Raw genomic sequence first — 17971 nt, forward strand, 5'->3', positions numbered from 1 at the left:
CTTTGTCAAAAGTACGCCCTCCATTCGTAATTCGTAATTCGTAATTTGTAATTAGCTAACGAGGTTTGCTTCCAGCTGCATGATTTTCTCGAAGAGCTGTTCGTATTGTTCGTTGGCCCGGTCGATGAATTTCAGTACGTCCTGGTATTCGCTTTCCACCTGGGCAAACTTAGTCCGGTCGTTATAGGTGGCCGGGTCGCCTAAGTTGGCTTCCAGGCTGGCTTTACGTTCTTTCAGGCTGGCCAGCTGTCCTTCTACCTGTGCAAATTGTTTCTGCTGTTTTTGCAGTTCGCGTTGCACATCTTTATTGATGGCGCCTTTGGCGACGTTGTTATTGCTGGTAGTGGCGGGTGCCTGTTTGGTTTCTTTTTTGGTTTCGGCAGGAGCGGCTTTCACGGGTGTGGTGGCTTGTGCGGCCATCCGTTTTTTCCACTCTTCGTATTCGGTGTAGGTGCCTTTAAATTCTTTGATTTCCCCGTCTACGATTTCCCAGATCTTGTTGGCGGTCTGGCTCACGAAGTAACGGTCGTGCGATACCAGTACGAAGCTGCCTTCATATTTGTCGAGGGCGTCGATCAGCATTTGCACGGAGTTCATGTCAAGGTGGTTGGTAGGCTCATCGAGCATAAGGAAGTTGGCCTGGCTGATGATGGTCTTGGCCAGTGCCACCCTTGCTTTCTCACCACCGGAGAGGATACGGATTTTTTTGAATACGTCGTCGCCGGTAAAGAGGAAGCAGCCGAGCAGCTGGCGCAGTTCCAGTTCGGTGCGGCCGGAACCGAAATTTTTCAGTTCGTCGAGGATCTCGCAGTTGAGGTCGAGGGATTCGAGCTGGTGCTGGGCGTAGAAGCTGGTCACCACGTTGTGTCCGGGTACTCTTTCGCCTTCCATGGATTCCATGCCGAAGATCATCCGCAGCAGGGTGGATTTACCCTTACCGTTGGCACCGATCAGGGCAATTTTATCGCCCCGGTTGATTTCAGCGCTGGTGTTTTTCAGGATTTGATTGGCGCCGTAGGCTTTGCTGACGTTGTTCAGCGTACACAGGATTTTACCCGGTGTTTTATCGATGGAGAAGTTGATCTTGATTTTAGACGGACCATTATCTACCTGTTCCACCCGTTCCAGTTTATCCAGTCTTTTGGCGATGCTCTGTGCCTGTGCGGCTTTAGAGGCTTTGGCCTTAAAACGTTCGATAAACCTTTCCTGCTGGCGGATATAGTCCTGCTGGTTTTCGTAGGCGCGTTGCTGCATTTCGCGGCGCAGCTCTTTTTCCACTTCATAGTCGGCATAGGAGCCGGCGTAGTGATGCAGCTGCTGCTGGTACACTTCCACTATTTTGTTGACCATGCGGTCCAGGAAGTAACGGTCGTGCGATACGATGATAACGGCGCCATTGTAGCCAACGAGGTACCGTTCCAGCCATTCGATGGACGGAAGGTCAAGGTGGTTCGTCGGTTCGTCGAGCATGAGTACGTCCGGCTGCTGGAGGATGAGGCGGGCGAGGAGCACGCGCATACGCCATCCACCGGAGAACTCGCTATAGGGGCGGTCCAGGTCGGCGGTGGTGAAGCCGAGGCCTTCCAGTACCTGTGCCGTTTTGTGTTTCATGTTGTAGCCGTCCAGCGCTTCAAATTCGTGGAGGGCGTCGCTGAACTGGTGCAACAGCTCTTCTGTCTGGTCGTGTTCCAGTTCTTTGGTGAGGCGGTCGATTTCTTTTTCCAGTTCCAGCGCTTTGCCGAAGGCCATCATCCCTACGGTGAGGATAGACTCGTCGGTCTCGAAACTGAGCAGGTCCTGGTTGAAGAAGCCGATCGTCAGGTTTTTGCTTTTATTAACGCTTCCTTTGGAAACGGAGTATTCACCATTGATAATACGCAGCAGGGTGGATTTTCCTGTTCCATTCAATCCGATAAGGCCAACGCGGTCTCCCGGCTCAATATGCCAGGAAGAATCTTCCAGGATAACCCTGGACCCAAACTCAAAAGTAATGTCCTGTAATGCGATTAACATAATTGATCAAAAATTGGATAAAAAACGTGCAAAGGTAACCAGAACTTATGTCATTTTAATGTTTCCGATGTGTTTGTATTTTTGTTATTCATTAGCATTTAACAATCAATTATATAGATATTATAATTTGGATGATTAAATGTTTGATTCCTGTTTTCAGTCCCGGCTGATTATTATTACTTTTGCGAACGAAGAAAAACATCCACCCATGAATTTTAGATTAGGCGTTCCCGTGGGAACATTATGCATAGCGGTCGCGCTGTTTGGTTGTCAGTCATCCTCCACCAAATCCGGCGAAACAGCAGCAACTCCGGCGGCGGCGTTACAAGCGCCCTACAGCCAGGTATATTACGATTCCCTTCAAACGGTCATGCAGGCTTACTATCAGCTATCGGCCGCCCTGGTAAAGGCGGACAGCGTGGGGGCCAACCTGGCGGCGGCTTCCCTGAAGCAACACATGGACAGTCTGCCGGTATCTTCCCTACAGATGGACAGCAGCCACCTCAGCATTATCACCGGCACCACCGGCAGCATCAGTGCTGAACTGGCAGGCTTTGAAGGTGAAAAAGACCTTGAGGGCAAACGCTCTTCTTTTCAGATGGTATCTGAAATGTTATTCGATCTCGTAAAGAATACCGGTCTCAAAGGTAAAACCATCTACCATCAATATTGCCCGATGGCCTTTGACGATAAAGGCGCCTATTGGCTCAGCGATAAACCGGAGATCTTTAATCCTTACTTCGGCGATAAAATGTTGCATTGCGGAGAAACAAAAGATACGCTAAGTTACCAGTAAATTGTAAATTACTGTCTATTGCCGGAGCACAATAGACAGTAATATGCAAACCTTTAGATATGTAGTTACTTTCCTGATGGCCCTGACCCTGTGTGTAGCTGCAAAGGCGCAGCATTACACCATTAGCGGGTATGTGCGTGACAGTACCAACGGCGAATCCCTCCCGGGCGCCACGGTACAGGTGCAGGGCACTGGTACCGGCATCCAGACGAACACTTACGGGTTTTATTCCCTCTCTCTGCCTCCCGGCACTTATACAATCGTTTATTCTTTTGTTGGTTATGAAAACAAATCGCTGGAACTGGACCTAACAGGCAATACTATACGTTATTTAGAACTGTTGCCCCGGTCTTACCAGGCGAAGGAGGTGGTGATAACGGCCCGGCAGCAGCATGCACATGTGAAGAGTACGGACATGGGCCGCGTGGAGATGTCTTCCCGGCAGGTGAAGAAATTGCCGGCGCTGATGGGGGAGACGGACGTGCTGAAGGCGCTGCAGCTGATGCCCGGCGTACAGGCCGCCGGAGAAGGTAATGCCGGTTTTTATGTACGTGGCGGCGGGCCGGACCAGAACCTGATCCTGCTGGACGAAGCGCCGGTGTACAATACCGGTCACCTGTTCGGTTTCTTTTCCGTGTTTAATGCCGACGCCATCAAAAATACCACCCTGATCAAAGGAGGAATGCCAGCCAACTACGGCGGGCGCCTGTCTTCCGTGGTGGATGTAAATATGAAAGAGGGCAACAACAAAACTTTCCAGGGGGAAGGCGGCATAGGACTGATCGCCTCCCGGCTGTCCCTGCAGGGACCATTGAAAAAGGACAAAGCTTCTTTCATCGTTTCCGGCAGGCGCACTTATATCGACCTGCTCTCCAGGCCTTTTGTGAACAACTCGGAGTACAGGGGCACCGGCTATTACTTTTATGACCTGAACATGAAGGTGAACTATATCCTGTCCGACAACGACCGGCTGTATCTCAGTGGTTACCTCGGCCGGGACGTGTTCAGTTTTGCCAGCAGTAACAGTAAGTTCGTGGTGAAGATCCCCTGGGGCAACAGTACGGCCACCCTGCGCTGGAACCACGTTTTCAGCAGTAAGCTTTTTGCCAACCTGTCGCTGATTTACAACGACTATAAATTCCAGTTCAGCGCGCTGCAGAATAACTTTAACCTCCGCCTGTCATCCGGTATCAGCGATGCCAATGGGAAACTGGATTTCGATTTTTATGCCAGTCCCCGTCACCACATTAAGTTTGGCGGTAATTATATCTACCATGTGTTCACGCCCAGCACTGTCACCGGAGGGCAGGACTCCACCATATTTTCTCCCCCGGAAAACGCTTTTAAAAAATACGCACATGAAGTGGGCGCATATGTGATGGACGACTGGGAGATATCGCCACATCTGCAGCTCAATGCAGGCGTGCGTTTCAGCGGGTTTATGCAGATAGGGCCTTACACCCGTTATATCCGCGATGCGGCCGGTCAGAAAACGGACAGCGTTCGCTACGGCCGCTGGCGGCCGGTGGTAAGCTATGGGGGCTTTGAGCCGCGCCTTATCCTGCGGTATTCCTGGAATGATGACAATGCCATCAAGGCTGCTTTTACGCGTAATTACCAGTTCATTCACCTGGTGTCCAATGCTGGTACCACTTTGCCGACGGACGTATGGGTGCCCAGTACCTACCGGGTACGGCCGCAGCAGTCGTGGCAATATTCCGCCGGTTACTTCCGCAGTTTTAAAAACAACACCTACGAGGCTTCTATAGAAACCTATTATAAGTTGATGTACCACCAGATAGAATACCGGGAGGGGTATACGCCTTCACTGTCCGATCCGGAGCTGGATTTTGTTTTTGGGAAGGGAAAGGCCTATGGGGTGGAGGTGTTTGTGAACAAGAAAAAAGGTGCGCTCACCGGCTGGCTGGGGTATACACTGGCATGGACGTGGCGGAAGTTCCCCCAGCTTAACGACGGGGATTGGTACCCGGCGAAATACGACCGGCGGCACGATTTTGTGGCGGTGGCTACGTATGAATTAAATAAACGGTGGACTTTTTCAGGGGTGTTCATCTATGGCACGGGCAATACGACTACGATGCCTGAACAGTTCTATTTCATGGAAGGCGCGCTGGTACAGGGATATGGTAAGATCAATTCGTATCGCATGGCGCCGTACAACCGGCTGGATTTGTCTGCTATTTACACACCCAGGCCGAAAAGGGAGAATAAGCGGTTCCAGGGAAGCTGGGCTTTCTCGATTTATAACGTGTATAGCAGGAAAAATCCCTATTTCATTTATTTTGACCAGGAGGGAAAGGCGGTGGATGGGTCACTGAAAGTCACGGCCAAGCAGGTGTCGTTGTTTCCGATTATTCCCGCGGTGACGTATAATTTTAGGTTTTAGCGATCATTTAAAGAACTTAAAGTAGGTCCAGATGATACCGAGAATAGTGCCTGTAATGGTCACGTATTGTAACAGGCCGGTATTGCTCATTTTAGAACAGATTTCTTTGAAGTCTGTCTGTATTTGGAGTTGCACGTTGTCTAATTTTGTATGACAGTTGTTAAGGTTTTCTTTGAATCCATCAAGATCTTCTTTAATTTTATCCAGCTTGGTATCTACCACAACGAGTTTGGTGGAAAGTTGCTGTATATCTGTTTTAAGCAGGTCTTTGCTGTAGGCTGCATCCATTTCGGAGAGCAGTTCTTGTGCTTTTGCATCTTCCAGATGGAGGTCTTTTCTGAAAATATCGTAGATTTTGATATTGTTTACAGACATAATTTAAGTAGTTTGGTGATAGAATAGTGATCAGCACTTATGCCGGAGTGTCACAAATACCGCGTATTCTCCGTAGCCTATAATTTCGGTTTAGACAGCTATTTAAATAAGAGTTTAAAGACGCCTAAAGATGCGAGGGCCCCCAGAATTGTGCCTGTAATGGCGATGTATTGCAAAACTCCTAGTCTATCCATTTTGGAATAGAATTTTTCAACATCAGTTTTCATTTGGATGGCCGTTTCAGCCCTGAATGTAGCAAACCCGACCTGGAAACCATTTATTGCGTCCTTGAATCCATCCAGCCTGGCATCGAATCCATCCAGCCTGGTATGGAATCCATCCAGCCTGATATTGAATCCATCCAGCTTAGCATCTGTCTGATCCAGCTTTTTAGCAAGCGCCTGGACTTCTGTTTTGGTGGCTAAATCCTTTATCAATTCTTTGCGATAGACTTCATCCATTTCGGATACGAGCTCCCTCGCTTTTTCGTCTCCTAAATGAAGATCTTTTCGGAAAATGTCATAGATTTTGATATTGTTTGCAGACATAACATATTTTTAGGTTATTAGTAGCTTCATTAGCGTGGTTGATGATTTCCTATCAATGCGAGTAGGAAGAGGAAGAAGGGGATGCCCAGAATTACTATCCAATAGATAATACGCCAGGTGATTCCTCCAAAGTCTCTGAAAACTTCCTGATCAACTTTGTCAATTTCCTGATGAATCGAATTGCCATATTGTACTATCTCCTGCAACCGATCGTTTAAAACGTTGTCCATTTCCAGTAGCAGTTCGCGGGCAGCAGACGGGTGCATTTTCAGTTCATCCCTTAAAATGGAAGAGATACGATGTTCGCCACTGAATATGGACTTACGTTGCGGTTTTGAAATATACCCCATAATTTATTGATTAATTGCTCAAAATGAATGTTTTTAGATTACAAAACAAAATTACCACCCCTCATTCGTCCTCCCAATTTTTTGCACAATAAATTTTTAAAATTCTTCTTTTGGGAGATGAAAAAAGGGGAAAGGGAGTGTTTGTCAGGAAGGATTATAAATGTGTTTAACTGGCCATGGTGGCTTTATTTGGTGCGTATTGTCTATAAGGCGGGGCAGGAGCGCCGGCTGATACATTGATTATCACAACCCCTTATCCGCAATAACGATTTTGTCAGGTTTCTGATTCCTGGCGGATCAACAGCTTTGTAAAGTGGAGCAATTTTATTATATTTGTAGGCTTTGTTGACTTTCCGGACTGATACCCCACCGCCGCGCGGACCATTATTTTTAAGTTCCCTTGAATTTCGCTGGCGGACTAAGCAAAAAGCTAACAAACTATTTCTTAACTTCGCAAACATTTTATAAAGGAAATATAGCGCATATGAAAAAGTATGACGCTAACAGTAAAACGTATGATAAATATCACTTTTCCGGATGGCGCAGTTCGTCAGTATGAACCAGGAGTAACTGCATTGGACATTGCCAAATCCATCAGCGAAGGATTGGCACGTAAAGTATTGGCTGCAAAAGTTAATGGGCAGGTAGTGGATGCTACACGCCCGGTTACAACGGATGCTACGCTGCAGCTCCTGACGTGGACGGATACAGATGGTAAATCCACCATGTGGCACTCTTCCGCGCACCTGATGGCCGAGGCCCTGGAAGCCCTGTATCCCGGTGTGAAACTGGGTTACGGTCCCGCTATTGAAGCCGGTTTTTATTACGATATAGACCTGGGCGACCGCACCATCTCCGAAGAGGACCTGAAGGCGATTGAGGCGAAGATGGTAGAGCTGTCCAAAAAGAACAGCGAATACATTCGCAAAGATGTGAGCAAAGCCGACGCGCTGGCTTATTTCACAGAGAAAGGCGACCCCTACAAGGTGGAAACCATCAATGAACTGCCCGACGGAAGCATCACCTTCTACACACAGGGCGGTTTTACAGATCTGTGCCGTGGCCCGCACATCCCGAATACCAGCTTTATCAAATCCATCAAGCTGACAAGCATCGCCGGCGCTTACTGGCGGGGTAATGAGAAAAATAAGATGCTCACCCGCATCTATGGTATCACTTTCCCCAATCAGAAGGAGCTGGACGAATACCTGACCCTGATAGAAGAAGCGAAAAAACGTGACCACCGTAAGCTGGGCAAGGAACTGGAACTGTTCATGTTCTCTGAAAAAGTAGGACTGGGCCTTCCGATGTGGCTGCCCAAAGGCGCCATGCTGCGTGAACGCCTGCAACGTTTCCTCCAGGAAGCCCAGCTGGCCAGTGGCTACCTGCCGGTAGTAACACCGCATATCGGTAACAAAAACCTGTACGTGACTTCCGGTCACTACGAAAAATATGGTAAAGACAGCTTCCAGCCAATCCATACGCCGGAAGAAGGAGAGGAGTTCATGCTGAAACCGATGAACTGTCCGCACCACTGCGAACTGTACAAAGGTTCCCCGAAGTCCTATAAAGACCTGCCGGTGCGTTTTGCAGAGTTCGGTACCGTGTACCGTTACGAGCAGCACGGTGAACTGCACGGCCTCACCCGCGTAAGAGGATTTACCCAGGATGACGCCCACCTGTTCTGCCGTCCCGACCAGGTAAAAGAAGAATTCCAGAAAGTGATCGACCTGGTAATGTATGTGTTTAACAGCCTCAGCTTTACTGAATATACCGCTCAGATTTCCCTGCGTGACAAGGAAGACCGCAGCAAGTATATTGGTACAGAAGAGAACTGGAACCTCGCTGAACAGGCTATCATCGAATCCGCCGCCGAAAAAGGCCTCAATACCGTGATCGAATATGGTGAAGCCGCCTTCTACGGACCGAAGCTGGACTTCATGGTGAAAGATGCCCTCGGCCGTAAATGGCAGCTGGGCACTATCCAGGTGGACTACAATCTGCCGGAACGTTTTGAGCTGGAGTACATCGGGGCCGACAACCAGCGTCACCGCCCGGTAATGATCCACCGTGCGCCGTTTGGCTCCCTGGAACGTTTCATCGCGGTGCTGATTGAGCATTGCGCCGGTAAATTCCCGCTGTGGCTGGCACCTACCCAGGTGAAAATCCTGCCAATCAGCGAGAAAACCCAGGCCTATGCAGAAAAAGTGGCAGAATTGCTGAAAAAAGCGGAAATTCGCGCTGAGATTGACGACAGAAGCGAAAAAATCGGTAAGAAAATCCGCGATACAGAACTCGCCAAAGTACCATATATGCTGGTCCTCGGCGAAAAAGAAGCGACCGACAATATCGTGGCGGTACGCCGGCAAGCCAAAGGTGACCTCGGAACCATGACCCTGGAACAGTTTACCACACTGGTAAATGATGAGGTTACCAACCGCAAGCCAATCGAGTAACATACTTAAATGTGGAAAAGAAGTATATAAAACAATGAACATTCCGGAAAACAGGTATGTTAATTGCACGGAATTTTCCCCTTATTTTTGTATAAGTTGTTTTTGGTCCATGTGTGGGATATGGACCATGGACTATGAACAATAATTAATAAATCTTAATTTTTTTAATGCAACAAAAACCCAGACCAAATTTTGGTGGTAATAATCGGGGAAGAAACCCGAATTTCCGCAGGGAACAACAACAAGAACACCGGACCAACAGAATGATCCGTGTCCCTGAGGTAAGACTGGTAGGTGAAAACGTGGAAGTGGGCGTATACAGGACCGAGGAAGCCCTGCGTATGGCAGAAGAGCAAGGCCTCGATCTCGTGGAAATATCCCCTAATGCCGCACCCCCTGTATGCCGTATCATCGACTACAATAAATTCCTTTACGAAAAGAAGAAGAAGGAAAAGGAAATGAAGGCAAAGGCGCACAAAAGCGAGGTGAAAGAAATCCGCTTTACGCCTAACACCGATGATCATGACTTTGACTTCAAGGCGAAACATGCGGAGAACTTCCTGAAAGAAGGTAACAAGGTGAAAACCTATGTACAGTTCAAGGGACGTGCTATCATGTTTAAGGAGCGTGGAGAGCTGATCCTGCTGAAGTTCGCCGAAAGGCTGGCGGAAGTGGGTGGCCTTGAAAGTATGCCTACCATGGAAGGTAAGCGTATGATCGCCATCTTCGCACCGAAAGCTGCCAAGAAAAAAGAAAAGGAACCCAAAGAACCTAAAGAACCAAAAGAGCCAAAAGAACCCCGCGTTGCTGAAAGCAAACCGGAAGACCAGGCTTAACAGGTATCCAGCTTATACAGCGGCACCAGCAGGTATCACACTACCTGCTGTGCCGCTTTTTTGTTAAGCGGACCGTGCTGCGGCAGGGATACAGCCGAGGCTGCAAGGTGATGCCCGGAAGGTAATGGCCGGCTCCCAGGGCACTATCGCTTCCGTGTTATACGGGGCGTTCTGCTCAGTTGACCCCAGCATTCCAGGATTGTCGGCAACCACATCGCTTCCGTGTAATCCGGGGTGCTCTGCATAGTTGGCCCTGTCTTCCAGGATTGTTGGCAACCACATCGTTCCTGTGTTACCCGATGCGCTTCATTACCTTTTGGGCGCGCGAGCGGATGCCCGGCGAAGGGTCATGCTCCAGCAGGTCTTCCAGCAGGATCCGGATTTCATTTTTAATATCTGGATAAGCCACCGCCAGGTTGGACAATACGGTCATGGAAAAGGCTTTGATGGCAATCATCTCCTTAGGGTCTTCCAGGTATTGGAAGCAGGCGTTCATCACGGGGCCATGCAGGTCCGGCGGGAGGGTCATGTCCTGCAGCACCCGCAACACATTCCGTTTCACCGCAGAGGGAAGTCCGCCGGTTTCCATGCGGGCTACCATTTCCGGCAGGTGAGGGGTCAGCAGTTCCGGATGTTTATCGGCCACCAGGCTGATGATCCAGGCGCTGCGTTGCACCACGCGGTATTCGTCTTCCAGGAACAGCTGCATCAGCTTTGCGAAACGTTTAGCGTCGTTGCCAACCCAGCCGGCAATTGCAAGGACCTGTTCCTTATAACTGGCCGCCAGTATTTCTTTTCTTAGTTCCATACTACGGCAATTTAAAATTAATCTCCCAGTTGGCCATATGCCAGCAGGTAGCGGAACATACGTTCCCGCATCCGTTCCAGGTCGATGTGAAGCACCGGCATGTCCGGATCTTTCCCCATATCGTCCCAGATCCTTAACTGGATGTATTGTTCAAACAGGGGATCTGCCCGGAATATTTTGGCTTCGGCTGCCGTCATGGGGCCGCCCTGGTAACGTAAAGTTTCCTTGCTGGCTTCAGAGAGGGTATCATAGTAGGCGCTGTCGGTCCATGTGAGGTATCTTTTGGCGGCTACGTGGCTGGCCACCAGCTGGCCCATTCTGGGTGGAAACCCGCAGGAGGTAAGGTAGCGGTAACCGATGGTATCGTGGGCCTGGGCGCCGTAGATATCCATCTGGTCGCCACTTTCAAAGAAATGGCCGACGTCGTGCAGGAAAGCCGCCAGTATCATTTCGTCGTCGAAGCCGGTCTGTTCGGCGATGAGGGCAGACTGCATCATGTGCATCAGCATGGTCACCTGTTCTCCATAGGCATGATGGCCATATTGCTCGTACAAACCAAAAAGTTCGTCTACTACAGCGTTGGCCCGGATTTCTCTACTGTTCATTTCGTTTATGGCTTTACGTTAGATAGCGGTTATTCAGTCTCTTAATTTCGTAAAATTTTGACGTGCGGGTGTTACGGGAATATTAATTTTCACGGCCACCGCAGTGGGGGCAATACGGTAATAACCGTACCTTTGTACTTTCGCACCCATACAATCTGATCTACTTGCTAAGAAGAGAATTACGCGTCATCCTGGTGTCGCTTGCTGTTAGTTTTATCCTCACCGTGGCCAAATTCGTGGCTTACTATCTGACCCATTCCGTGGCGATCCTTTCTGACGCGATGGAGTCTATTATCAACGTGGTGGCGGGTGGTTTCGCAAGTTACAGCATCTACCTGTCGGGCAAGCCGAAAGATGCCAATCACCCCTACGGGCACGGCAAAGTAGAATTTTTCTCCATCGGCTTTGAAGGCGCCATGATCTTTTTCGCCGGTGTGCTCATCCTTGTTAAAGCTGTCCAATATTTTATATCGCCGAAGGAGCTGCATGAAATGAGCAGCGGTTTATGGCTGCTGGGGTCCACCACGCTGGCCAACCTGCTGCTGGGGCTATACCTGATCCGCTCCGGCCGTACGCTGGGCTCTATCACTCTGAGCGGCAATGGTCAGCATATCATGACAGACGTCTACAGCAGCGTGGGGCTGATCATCGCGCTGGGCATCATCCACTTTACCGGCTGGAACTGGCTGGACCCGGCCGTTTCCGTGCTGATGGGCATCCTTATCCTCACGAAGGGATATCAGCTCATGCGCCGTTCTATATCGGGCCTGATGGACGAAACGGACATGCAGGTGGTGGACAGGGTGATTGCGTTGCTTTCCGCCGAACGCGTGCCCAACTGGATAGACATTCACAACATGCGGGTGCAGCAATACGGCAACAACTATCACATCGATTGCCACATTACCATGCCCTATTACCTGTCGCTCACAGAGGCACACGATGAAATGAAAAGGGTGGAGGTGCTGGTCAATAAAGGGTTTGAAGGGAGCGAAGTGGAATTTTTTATTCATATGGACCCGTGCATTCCTTCCTGCTGCCACTACTGCCTGAAAGACGCCTGCCCGGTGAGGAAACATGCTTTCACGGGGGAGATTACGTGGACGCGGGAGAATGTGTTACCGAATAGAAAGCACGGGTAGCGCTCGCAGGCTCGCGGGTTCACGCAAAGGCGCAAAGCAGTCACGCAAAGGCGCAAAGCAGCAAAGAGCGCAAAGATCATTTAAGCGAGCAGAGAAAGCAAAGGAGCGGAGATCAAATCGATTTGATCTCCGCTCCTTTGCTTTCTTATTAATCTTAAAAAAATCTTTGCGCTCTTTGCTGCTTTGCGCCTTTGCGTGACTGCTTTGCGCCTTTGCGTGATTACTCCGCGCCTGCTTCTTCACCATCTCCGTGGCCCATCATTTCACGGATAGGCTTCACTGCCTGATAGATGCCGCGGTTGTATTTATTGCCCAGGATGATCAGGGTGGTGGAGTCCTGCACAAAACGGTAAAACACGGTATTGTTGCCATGCCACCAGCCGTTGTGGTACACAATATTTTTCGTGCTGTCCGGATATACCATCAAACGCCAGCCCAGCCCGTAATTGCGGATACCTGGTTTTTCGTGGCTGTAAGGTGTGTAAGCGGCTTTCAGTGTGGCTGAGTCCAGCAGCTGGCCTGAATACAATGCCTGGTCCCATTTGAGCATATCGCGGGCGGTGCTGTAGATGCCTTTGTCGCCCATCACGCCGTCGAAGTAAGTGTCCGGTTCTGCCTGGCCATTGTATTTGTGGCTCTGTGTCTGGTGAGGCCGGGGCGTAGATGCCGGATCGTATACAAAGGTGTTGACCATATGCAGCGGTTTAAAAAACGTTTGCTGCATGAAGTCGGCGTATTTCTGCCCGGTAGCCTTTTCGATGATGGAGGCCAGCAGGAGATAGTTGGTGTTGCAGTACTGGAAATGAGTGTCGGGGAGGTGCTGGATGCGCGGCTTATGTTGCTCCATCAGGCGGATCACCTGTTCGTTGGTGATGAAGGCGGCCCGGTCTTTCCACAGGCTGTCGCAGAAGTAGAGGTAGTTGGGCAAACCGCTGCGGTGATTAAGCAGCATACGTACGCTGATGCCTTTGTAGGGGAATTCGGGGAAGAACTTCTGCACGGAGTCTTCCAGGCTGAGTTGCTTTTTTTCTGCCAGCCACAGCACTGCTGCGCCGGTAAAGGTTTTGGAGACGGATGCCAGCTGAAAGGCAGAGCTGTCCACCATCGGAGTTTTAGTCCGGTAGTTTTCCAAACCATGATATTGTTCGAAGATAATGACGCCTTTTTTTGCGACCAGGATAGCGCCGTTAAAGCCGCTGCGCAATAGTTTCCCGGTATAAAATGTATTCAGTTCCCGTTGTAGCTGCACAGTGCGCGGCGCTTTCAGAATGGCTTCCCGTTGAGCCTCTGTTAAGTTGAGCGTATACAGGCTGCTGTCTGATATGGCCTTTTTTCTTTTTGCTTCCCTGCGTGCTGCATTGCCCTGGCAGCTGGAGATGATGGCAATTCCCGTGATAGATAAGATGATGCTTACTGCTTTCAATCGCTTCATTAGAGGTGATTCACTGACTTACTTAATGCTGATTCTCTCTGTAAATTTTCAAGGCGTTAAAATTATACTCATTGACAATGCATACCAAATATTCTCCTGCATCCAACCCGCTTTTAATGCATTTTTAAGCCCGTTGATCATTAAATTATCAAAAAAAGCAGGGGTAGAAAGCCTGTTTTTTGATAAAAATCGAATTTGACTATGATAGTATTTGATTATTCCCCAACATAAAGTAGGTTTGTGCCTTGTTTTTGCCCCGCGTAACCGCAATTATTAAGCCAATTGCGGTTGAAAAAATTACATATAATTCTTTATAATATTATGGAACAGGTAAAGTCTACAAGTTATCCGAAAGAAAAGATCAGCATTTTATTGTTGGAGAATATCAGTGACGCCGCTGTGGCAGAATTCACCACGGCAGGCTATTCGGTACGCAAACTGACTGGTGCGCTCAGCGAAGCTGATCTGATCAATGAAATCAAGGATGTTCATTTATTAGGTATCCGTTCCAAAACGCAGGTCACCCGTAAAGTGCTGGAGGCTGCCAAAAAGCTGCAGGCCATCGGTTGTTTCTGTATCGGCACCAACCAGGTGGACCTGAAAGCGGCCACCGAACAAGGTGTGGCTGTTTTCAACGCGCCTTATTCCAACACCCGTTCTGTAGCGGAACTGGTGATTGGTTTGTCTATTGTGCTGATCCGTCGTATCGTGGACAAGAACGCGGCCGCCCACAACGGCGTATGGATGAAGGAAGCCAAAGGCAGCTATGAGCTGCGTGGCAAAACGCTGGGTATCGTCGGCTACGGTAATATCGGCAGCCAGGTGAGCGTGCTGGCGGAAAATATGGGCATGAACGTGATGTATTACGATGCCGAAACCAAACTGCCGCTGGGCAACGCTGTACAGCAAAGGTCCCTGAAAGAATTGTTTGAACAGGCGGACATCATCTCCCTGCACGTACCTTCCAACAGGTCCACAGAAATGATGATCAACCGGGAAACGCTGTCCTACGTGAAGAAAGGCGCTATCTTCCTCAACTACGCAAGAGGAGAGGTGGTTGACCTGGAAGCGCTGAAAGAATCCCTGGAAAGCGGTCAGCTGTCCGGTGCTGCGGTAGATGTGTTCCCGGTAGAACCGGAAAAGAACGGCGCCGCTTTCAGCACACCGCTGCAGAAGCTGTCCAACGTGATCCTGACGCCACATATCGGTGGCAGCACCGAAGAGGCGCAGCATAATATTGGTCTCGATGTGAGCGCCAAACTGCTCAACTACCTCGAAAAAGGCGCGAGCTTCGGCTCTCACACCGTGCCGGCCATCAGCGTGCCGCCGATCGAAAATACACACCGCATCCTGCACGTACACCAGAATGTACCGGGCGTACTGTCCGCCATCAACACCGCGCTGTCTGAAAATAAAATCAATATTCTCGGGCAGTACCTCAAAACCAACGACCAGATTGGTTATGTAGTGCTTGACGTGGACCGTCAGCTGTCCCAGGAAGCCCTGGCACTGCTGAAAGAGGTAAAACATACTATCAAGGCACGACTGCTTTATTAATTTAGGAATTTAGAGATTTGGAGATTTTGGGATTTTGGGATTTTGGAATTTTTGGGTTTATAGGCTGTTTTAAGGCAATCTATAAATAACAAAATTTCAAAATCTCAAAACCCTAAATCAAAAATCCGGCTCCCCCAAATCCCAAAATCCGTAAATTCGAAAATCCCCAAATCAATTTGTAAATTGTTTCAGATTTGTTTGTTATCCTTGCAAGCGTAAACAGCCATCAAAACAAAAGCATGAACAGTATCAACGTACGCATAGCAGGGGTAGCATTAATGACCGCACTGCTATGGCAGGTAAATGTAAACGCGCAGGACAGTGAGCCTAATAAGTGGGCCCCTGAACAGCTCAACATCGACGGCCAGGCAACAGAATGGCCCAAGCCGCTGCAGTTTTATAACAACGATACCAAACTCTTTTATACGATCGCCAATAATAAGGATACCCTGTTCCTGATTGCCAGCGTGCCTGACAAAATCAGCCAGCAGCGTATCCTGCGCTCCGGGTTGAGCGTATCTATCAACCCCTCGGGAAAAAAGAAGGGCGGCGCCATGATCACCTTCCCGCTGGTAGGTGAAATCAATACCGCCCCGGACGTACCGCAGGAGTCCCGCCAGAAACTGGCCGAAGAATGGAGAAGACAAGCCCTCGCCAATGTGAAAGAGATAAAGGTAGAAGGACTGACGGGTGTGACAGACGGGAATATACCCGTTAACAATCCCAATGGCATCCGTACTGCCGCCTCTTTTGATGCAGCAGGCAACCTGGTTTGCGAACTGGCCGTACCCATTGCAGCGGCAGGTATTCCTGCAGGATACGATAAGCCCATCGCTTACCGTTTTAAGGTAAACTCCCTGAGCGCGGCAGAACGCCGGGAACAGGAGAAAATCCTGCGGGAAAAGCAGGCCAAAGCCAGCAAGGATGGTGGCGCACCCGCCATGCCGGATGAAGAAACCCGGATGAAAATGATGCTGTTCTTTTCGACGGAATTCTGGACGAGACAGACATTGGCGGCGCACCCGTAATATTTCAAATAGTCTTAACCGTTATTATGCATACAAATCTGTTTACCTCAGGAGCCAGGATTGCCCTCGCCGGTATCACCTGTGTACTTTTATGGACGGCCTGCCGCAAAGACAACAAACCGTCGCCCAATCCGGTGCCCCGGACTGATACCACCAAGGTAACGGCCTCGTCGGACGAGGACTCCCTGAAATACCTGATGTACCAGATCATGCAAGTCACCTACGCCGATGGCGGACGTACCCCGGCCAGCGGATTACCTACCTACTACTGGTATTCCCAGGTGCCGGCCCTCAACCCGTTTGACGCGAAGTATGCCAACGCTGACAGCCTGTTGTCTGTGATGAAAACATACGCCATTAACCAGACGACCACCCGGCCGTTTGATCATTACAGTTTCCTGGACCGTAACGGGGTGCTGACCAATAAACTGATGAATGGCATTTCTTCCCAGACTTTTGCCGCCACCAACGGTGACCTGGGACTGGACTACGGCATAGCGCAGGACGGCGGTGGCAACGCCCACATTTTTATATTGTATGCCGATAAGAACGGCCCCGCCGGCAAAATCGGGGTCACCCGCGGATGGGAAATCATCTCCGTCAATGGTAACAGCAACATCTCCACCAACCAGGCCTTCCTGACGTCGGTGTACAACGCCATCTTCAACAGTCCTTCGGTGACGCTGGGTTTCAAAAGGCTTGATGGCACTACCATCACCCAGACCCTGACCACCGCCAGCTATAACATCAACCCGGTGGTTTTTGATACCGTGTTTACACTGGCCGGCAGCAACAAGAAGGTGGGGTATTTCTCTATGTACACCTTCTCCAGTATTATCAACAGCAGCGGGCAGGATACTTATACAAAAACCGCACTGGACCAGCTGTTCAATAAGTTCGCGGCGCAAGGGATCACCAGCCTGATCGTGGATTTCCGTTATAATGGCGGTGGCGCTGTATCTACCGCAGAATACCTGGACAACGCCATTGCTCCGGTAGGAGCGGCGGGTAAACTGATGTACAACACTGTCTTCAACGATAAGCTGATGACCCACGCCTCAGAAGTGGGGTTGACGACCACCACCAAATTTGCCGCAGCTACCAGCAAGCTTCAGCTTGACAATGTGTTTTTCATTACCACAGGTAATACGGCATCCGCCAGCGAACTGACGCTGAATAACCTGAAACCGTATATGACGGTAAAACTGGTAGGCTCTAAAACATACGGTAAACCCGTCGGTTTTATCGATTTCAATATTGCCGTTTTCGATCAGAACCACAACCGGAAATACCTGGCAGACTTGTATGCGATCAACTTTGAAACGAAAAACGCCAACGGCGTAGGCGGATATTTTACAGGAATTGATGTGGACGCGCCTGCATTGGACTACGTAAACGTACCTTGGGGAGATACCCAAAATGATGATAATCTGAAAGCGATCGTCAATTACCTTACCACCGGAAAGTATACCGGCAATGCCCGTGTCGCATCGACCGAAATGAGCAATTTGCGGCAGGCGATCCCGTCACTGAAGCCGGTGAACGGTTTTAACGGTATGGTGGACTATGAGCGCAGCCGCATTATCAGCGCCGGCCGCTGAAAAGGATAAACGTAATG

At 49.6% G+C, this 17971-nt stretch carries 16 protein-coding genes; 8 read left to right on the top strand and 8 right to left on the bottom strand.

Annotated features, from left to right (window positions below; all coding sequences use genetic code 11):
- Positions 1-51: 51 nt before the first annotated feature.
- Positions 52-2013 carry an ABC-F family ATP-binding cassette domain-containing protein gene (locus B5D63_RS32375; protein ID WP_078673033.1) on the bottom strand — a complete coding sequence of 654 codons (1962 nt, stop codon included), beginning with the start codon at positions 2011-2013 and terminating at the stop codon, positions 52-54.
- 208 nt (positions 2014-2221) lie between these two features.
- On the opposite strand from B5D63_RS32375, the gene B5D63_RS32380 reads away from it, so the two are divergent.
- Positions 2222-2809 (top strand): DUF3347 domain-containing protein, encoded by a 588-nt coding sequence (locus B5D63_RS32380; protein WP_159456251.1) that lies wholly within the window; start codon positions 2222-2224, stop codon positions 2807-2809.
- A 43-nt stretch (positions 2810-2852) separates the two neighbouring features.
- Positions 2853-5216: a TonB-dependent receptor gene (locus B5D63_RS32385; RefSeq protein ID WP_078673035.1), complete on the top strand. Its 2364-nt coding sequence runs from the start codon at positions 2853-2855 to the stop codon at positions 5214-5216.
- A gap of 3 nt (positions 5217-5219) precedes the next feature.
- Here the strand turns inward: B5D63_RS32385 and B5D63_RS32390 are convergent, their stop codons facing one another.
- From B5D63_RS32390 to B5D63_RS32400, 3 genes are all read right to left on the bottom strand, one after another.
- Positions 5220-5591, bottom strand: coding sequence for a hypothetical protein (locus B5D63_RS32390; RefSeq protein WP_078673036.1), 372 nt, complete (start codon positions 5589-5591; stop codon positions 5220-5222).
- Positions 5592-5689: 98 nt separating this feature from the next.
- Positions 5690-6139: a hypothetical protein gene (locus B5D63_RS32395; RefSeq protein WP_078673037.1), complete on the bottom strand. Its 450-nt coding sequence runs from the start codon at positions 6137-6139 to the stop codon at positions 5690-5692.
- A 29-nt stretch (positions 6140-6168) separates the two neighbouring features.
- Entirely contained in the window at positions 6169-6489 is a 321-nt protein-coding gene (locus B5D63_RS32400) for a hypothetical protein (protein ID WP_078673038.1), read from the bottom strand.
- A gap of 515 nt (positions 6490-7004) precedes the next feature.
- On the opposite strand from B5D63_RS32400, the gene thrS reads away from it, so the two are divergent.
- Together thrS and infC are read left to right on the top strand one after the other, a co-directional pair.
- Positions 7005-8945: a threonine--tRNA ligase gene (gene thrS, locus B5D63_RS32410; protein ID WP_078673040.1), complete on the top strand. Its 1941-nt coding sequence runs from the start codon at positions 7005-7007 to the stop codon at positions 8943-8945.
- 167 nt (positions 8946-9112) lie between these two features.
- Positions 9113-9781, top strand: a complete 669-nt coding sequence (gene infC / locus B5D63_RS32415) for a translation initiation factor IF-3 (protein WP_078673041.1) — start codon at positions 9113-9115, stop codon at positions 9779-9781.
- Positions 9782-9844: 63 nt separating this feature from the next.
- On the opposite strand, the gene B5D63_RS32420 is transcribed toward infC, so the two are convergent.
- Genes B5D63_RS32420 through B5D63_RS32430 form a run of 3 tightly spaced genes read right to left on the bottom strand, consistent with a single transcriptional unit; the run spans position 9845 to position 11194 of the window.
- A complete protein-coding gene (locus tag B5D63_RS32420) occupies positions 9845-10063 on the bottom strand; it encodes a hypothetical protein (RefSeq protein WP_078673042.1) in 219 nt (72 codons plus the stop codon).
- Between the two features lie 10 nt (positions 10064-10073).
- Entirely contained in the window at positions 10074-10589 is a 516-nt protein-coding gene (locus B5D63_RS32425; protein WP_078673043.1) for a hypothetical protein, read from the bottom strand.
- Between the two features lie 17 nt (positions 10590-10606).
- Entirely contained in the window at positions 10607-11194 is a 588-nt protein-coding gene (locus B5D63_RS32430) for an HD domain-containing protein (protein WP_078673044.1), read from the bottom strand.
- A 164-nt stretch (positions 11195-11358) separates the two neighbouring features.
- Between B5D63_RS32430 and B5D63_RS32435 the strand changes: the two genes are divergently transcribed.
- A complete protein-coding gene (locus B5D63_RS32435) occupies positions 11359-12336 on the top strand; it encodes a cation diffusion facilitator family transporter (protein WP_078673045.1) in 978 nt (325 codons plus the stop codon).
- Between the two features lie 220 nt (positions 12337-12556).
- Here the strand turns inward: B5D63_RS32435 and B5D63_RS32440 are convergent, their stop codons facing one another.
- Positions 12557-13768 carry a serine hydrolase domain-containing protein gene (locus B5D63_RS32440; RefSeq protein ID WP_235021687.1) on the bottom strand — a complete coding sequence of 404 codons (1212 nt, stop codon included), beginning with the start codon at positions 13766-13768 and terminating at the stop codon, positions 12557-12559.
- Between the two features lie 321 nt (positions 13769-14089).
- On the opposite strand from B5D63_RS32440, the gene serA reads away from it, so the two are divergent.
- The 3 genes from serA (at position 14090) to B5D63_RS32460 (ending at position 17954) form a co-directional block, all read left to right on the top strand.
- A complete protein-coding gene (serA, locus tag B5D63_RS32450; RefSeq protein ID WP_078673048.1) occupies positions 14090-15325 on the top strand; it encodes a phosphoglycerate dehydrogenase in 1236 nt (411 codons plus the stop codon).
- Between the two features lie 239 nt (positions 15326-15564).
- Positions 15565-16353, top strand: a complete 789-nt coding sequence (locus B5D63_RS32455) for a hypothetical protein (protein ID WP_078673049.1) — start codon at positions 15565-15567, stop codon at positions 16351-16353.
- A 26-nt stretch (positions 16354-16379) separates the two neighbouring features.
- Entirely contained in the window at positions 16380-17954 is a 1575-nt protein-coding gene (locus tag B5D63_RS32460; RefSeq protein ID WP_078673050.1) for a S41 family peptidase, read from the top strand.
- The last annotated feature ends 17 nt before the right edge of the window (positions 17955-17971 follow it).

This window comes from Chitinophaga eiseniae (assembly GCF_900167135.1).
GTDB lineage: Bacteria > Bacteroidota > Bacteroidia > Chitinophagales > Chitinophagaceae > Chitinophaga > Chitinophaga eiseniae.

Excerpts from the sequence above, each read along its gene's own strand:
- B5D63_RS32425 (WP_078673043.1), bottom strand. The coding sequence starts at position 10,589 with ATGGAACTAAGAAAAGAAATACTGGCGGCCAGTTATAAGGAACAGGTC.
- B5D63_RS32380 (WP_159456251.1), top strand. The coding sequence starts at position 2,222 with ATGAATTTTAGATTAGGCGTTCCCGTGGGAACATTATGCATAGCGGTC.
- infC (WP_078673041.1), top strand. The coding sequence starts at position 9,113 with ATGCAACAAAAACCCAGACCAAATTTTGGTGGTAATAATCGGGGAAGA.
- thrS (WP_078673040.1), top strand. The coding sequence starts at position 7,005 with ATGATAAATATCACTTTTCCGGATGGCGCAGTTCGTCAGTATGAACCA.
- B5D63_RS32460 (WP_078673050.1), top strand. The coding sequence starts at position 16,380 with ATGCATACAAATCTGTTTACCTCAGGAGCCAGGATTGCCCTCGCCGGT.
- B5D63_RS32395 (WP_078673037.1), bottom strand. The coding sequence starts at position 6,139 with ATGTCTGCAAACAATATCAAAATCTATGACATTTTCCGAAAAGATCTT.
- B5D63_RS32440 (WP_235021687.1), bottom strand. The coding sequence starts at position 13,768 with ATGAAGCGATTGAAAGCAGTAAGCATCATCTTATCTATCACGGGAATT.
- B5D63_RS32390 (WP_078673036.1), bottom strand. The coding sequence starts at position 5,591 with ATGTCTGTAAACAATATCAAAATCTACGATATTTTCAGAAAAGACCTC.
- serA (WP_078673048.1), top strand. The coding sequence starts at position 14,090 with ATGGAACAGGTAAAGTCTACAAGTTATCCGAAAGAAAAGATCAGCATT.
- B5D63_RS32420 (WP_078673042.1), bottom strand. The coding sequence starts at position 10,063 with ATGTGGTTGCCAACAATCCTGGAAGACAGGGCCAACTATGCAGAGCAC.
- B5D63_RS32430 (WP_078673044.1), bottom strand. The coding sequence starts at position 11,194 with ATGAACAGTAGAGAAATCCGGGCCAACGCTGTAGTAGACGAACTTTTT.
- B5D63_RS32385 (WP_078673035.1), top strand. The coding sequence starts at position 2,853 with ATGCAAACCTTTAGATATGTAGTTACTTTCCTGATGGCCCTGACCCTG.
- B5D63_RS32455 (WP_078673049.1), top strand. The coding sequence starts at position 15,565 with ATGAACAGTATCAACGTACGCATAGCAGGGGTAGCATTAATGACCGCA.
- B5D63_RS32375 (WP_078673033.1), bottom strand. The coding sequence starts at position 2,013 with ATGTTAATCGCATTACAGGACATTACTTTTGAGTTTGGGTCCAGGGTT.
- B5D63_RS32400 (WP_078673038.1), bottom strand. The coding sequence starts at position 6,489 with ATGGGGTATATTTCAAAACCGCAACGTAAGTCCATATTCAGTGGCGAA.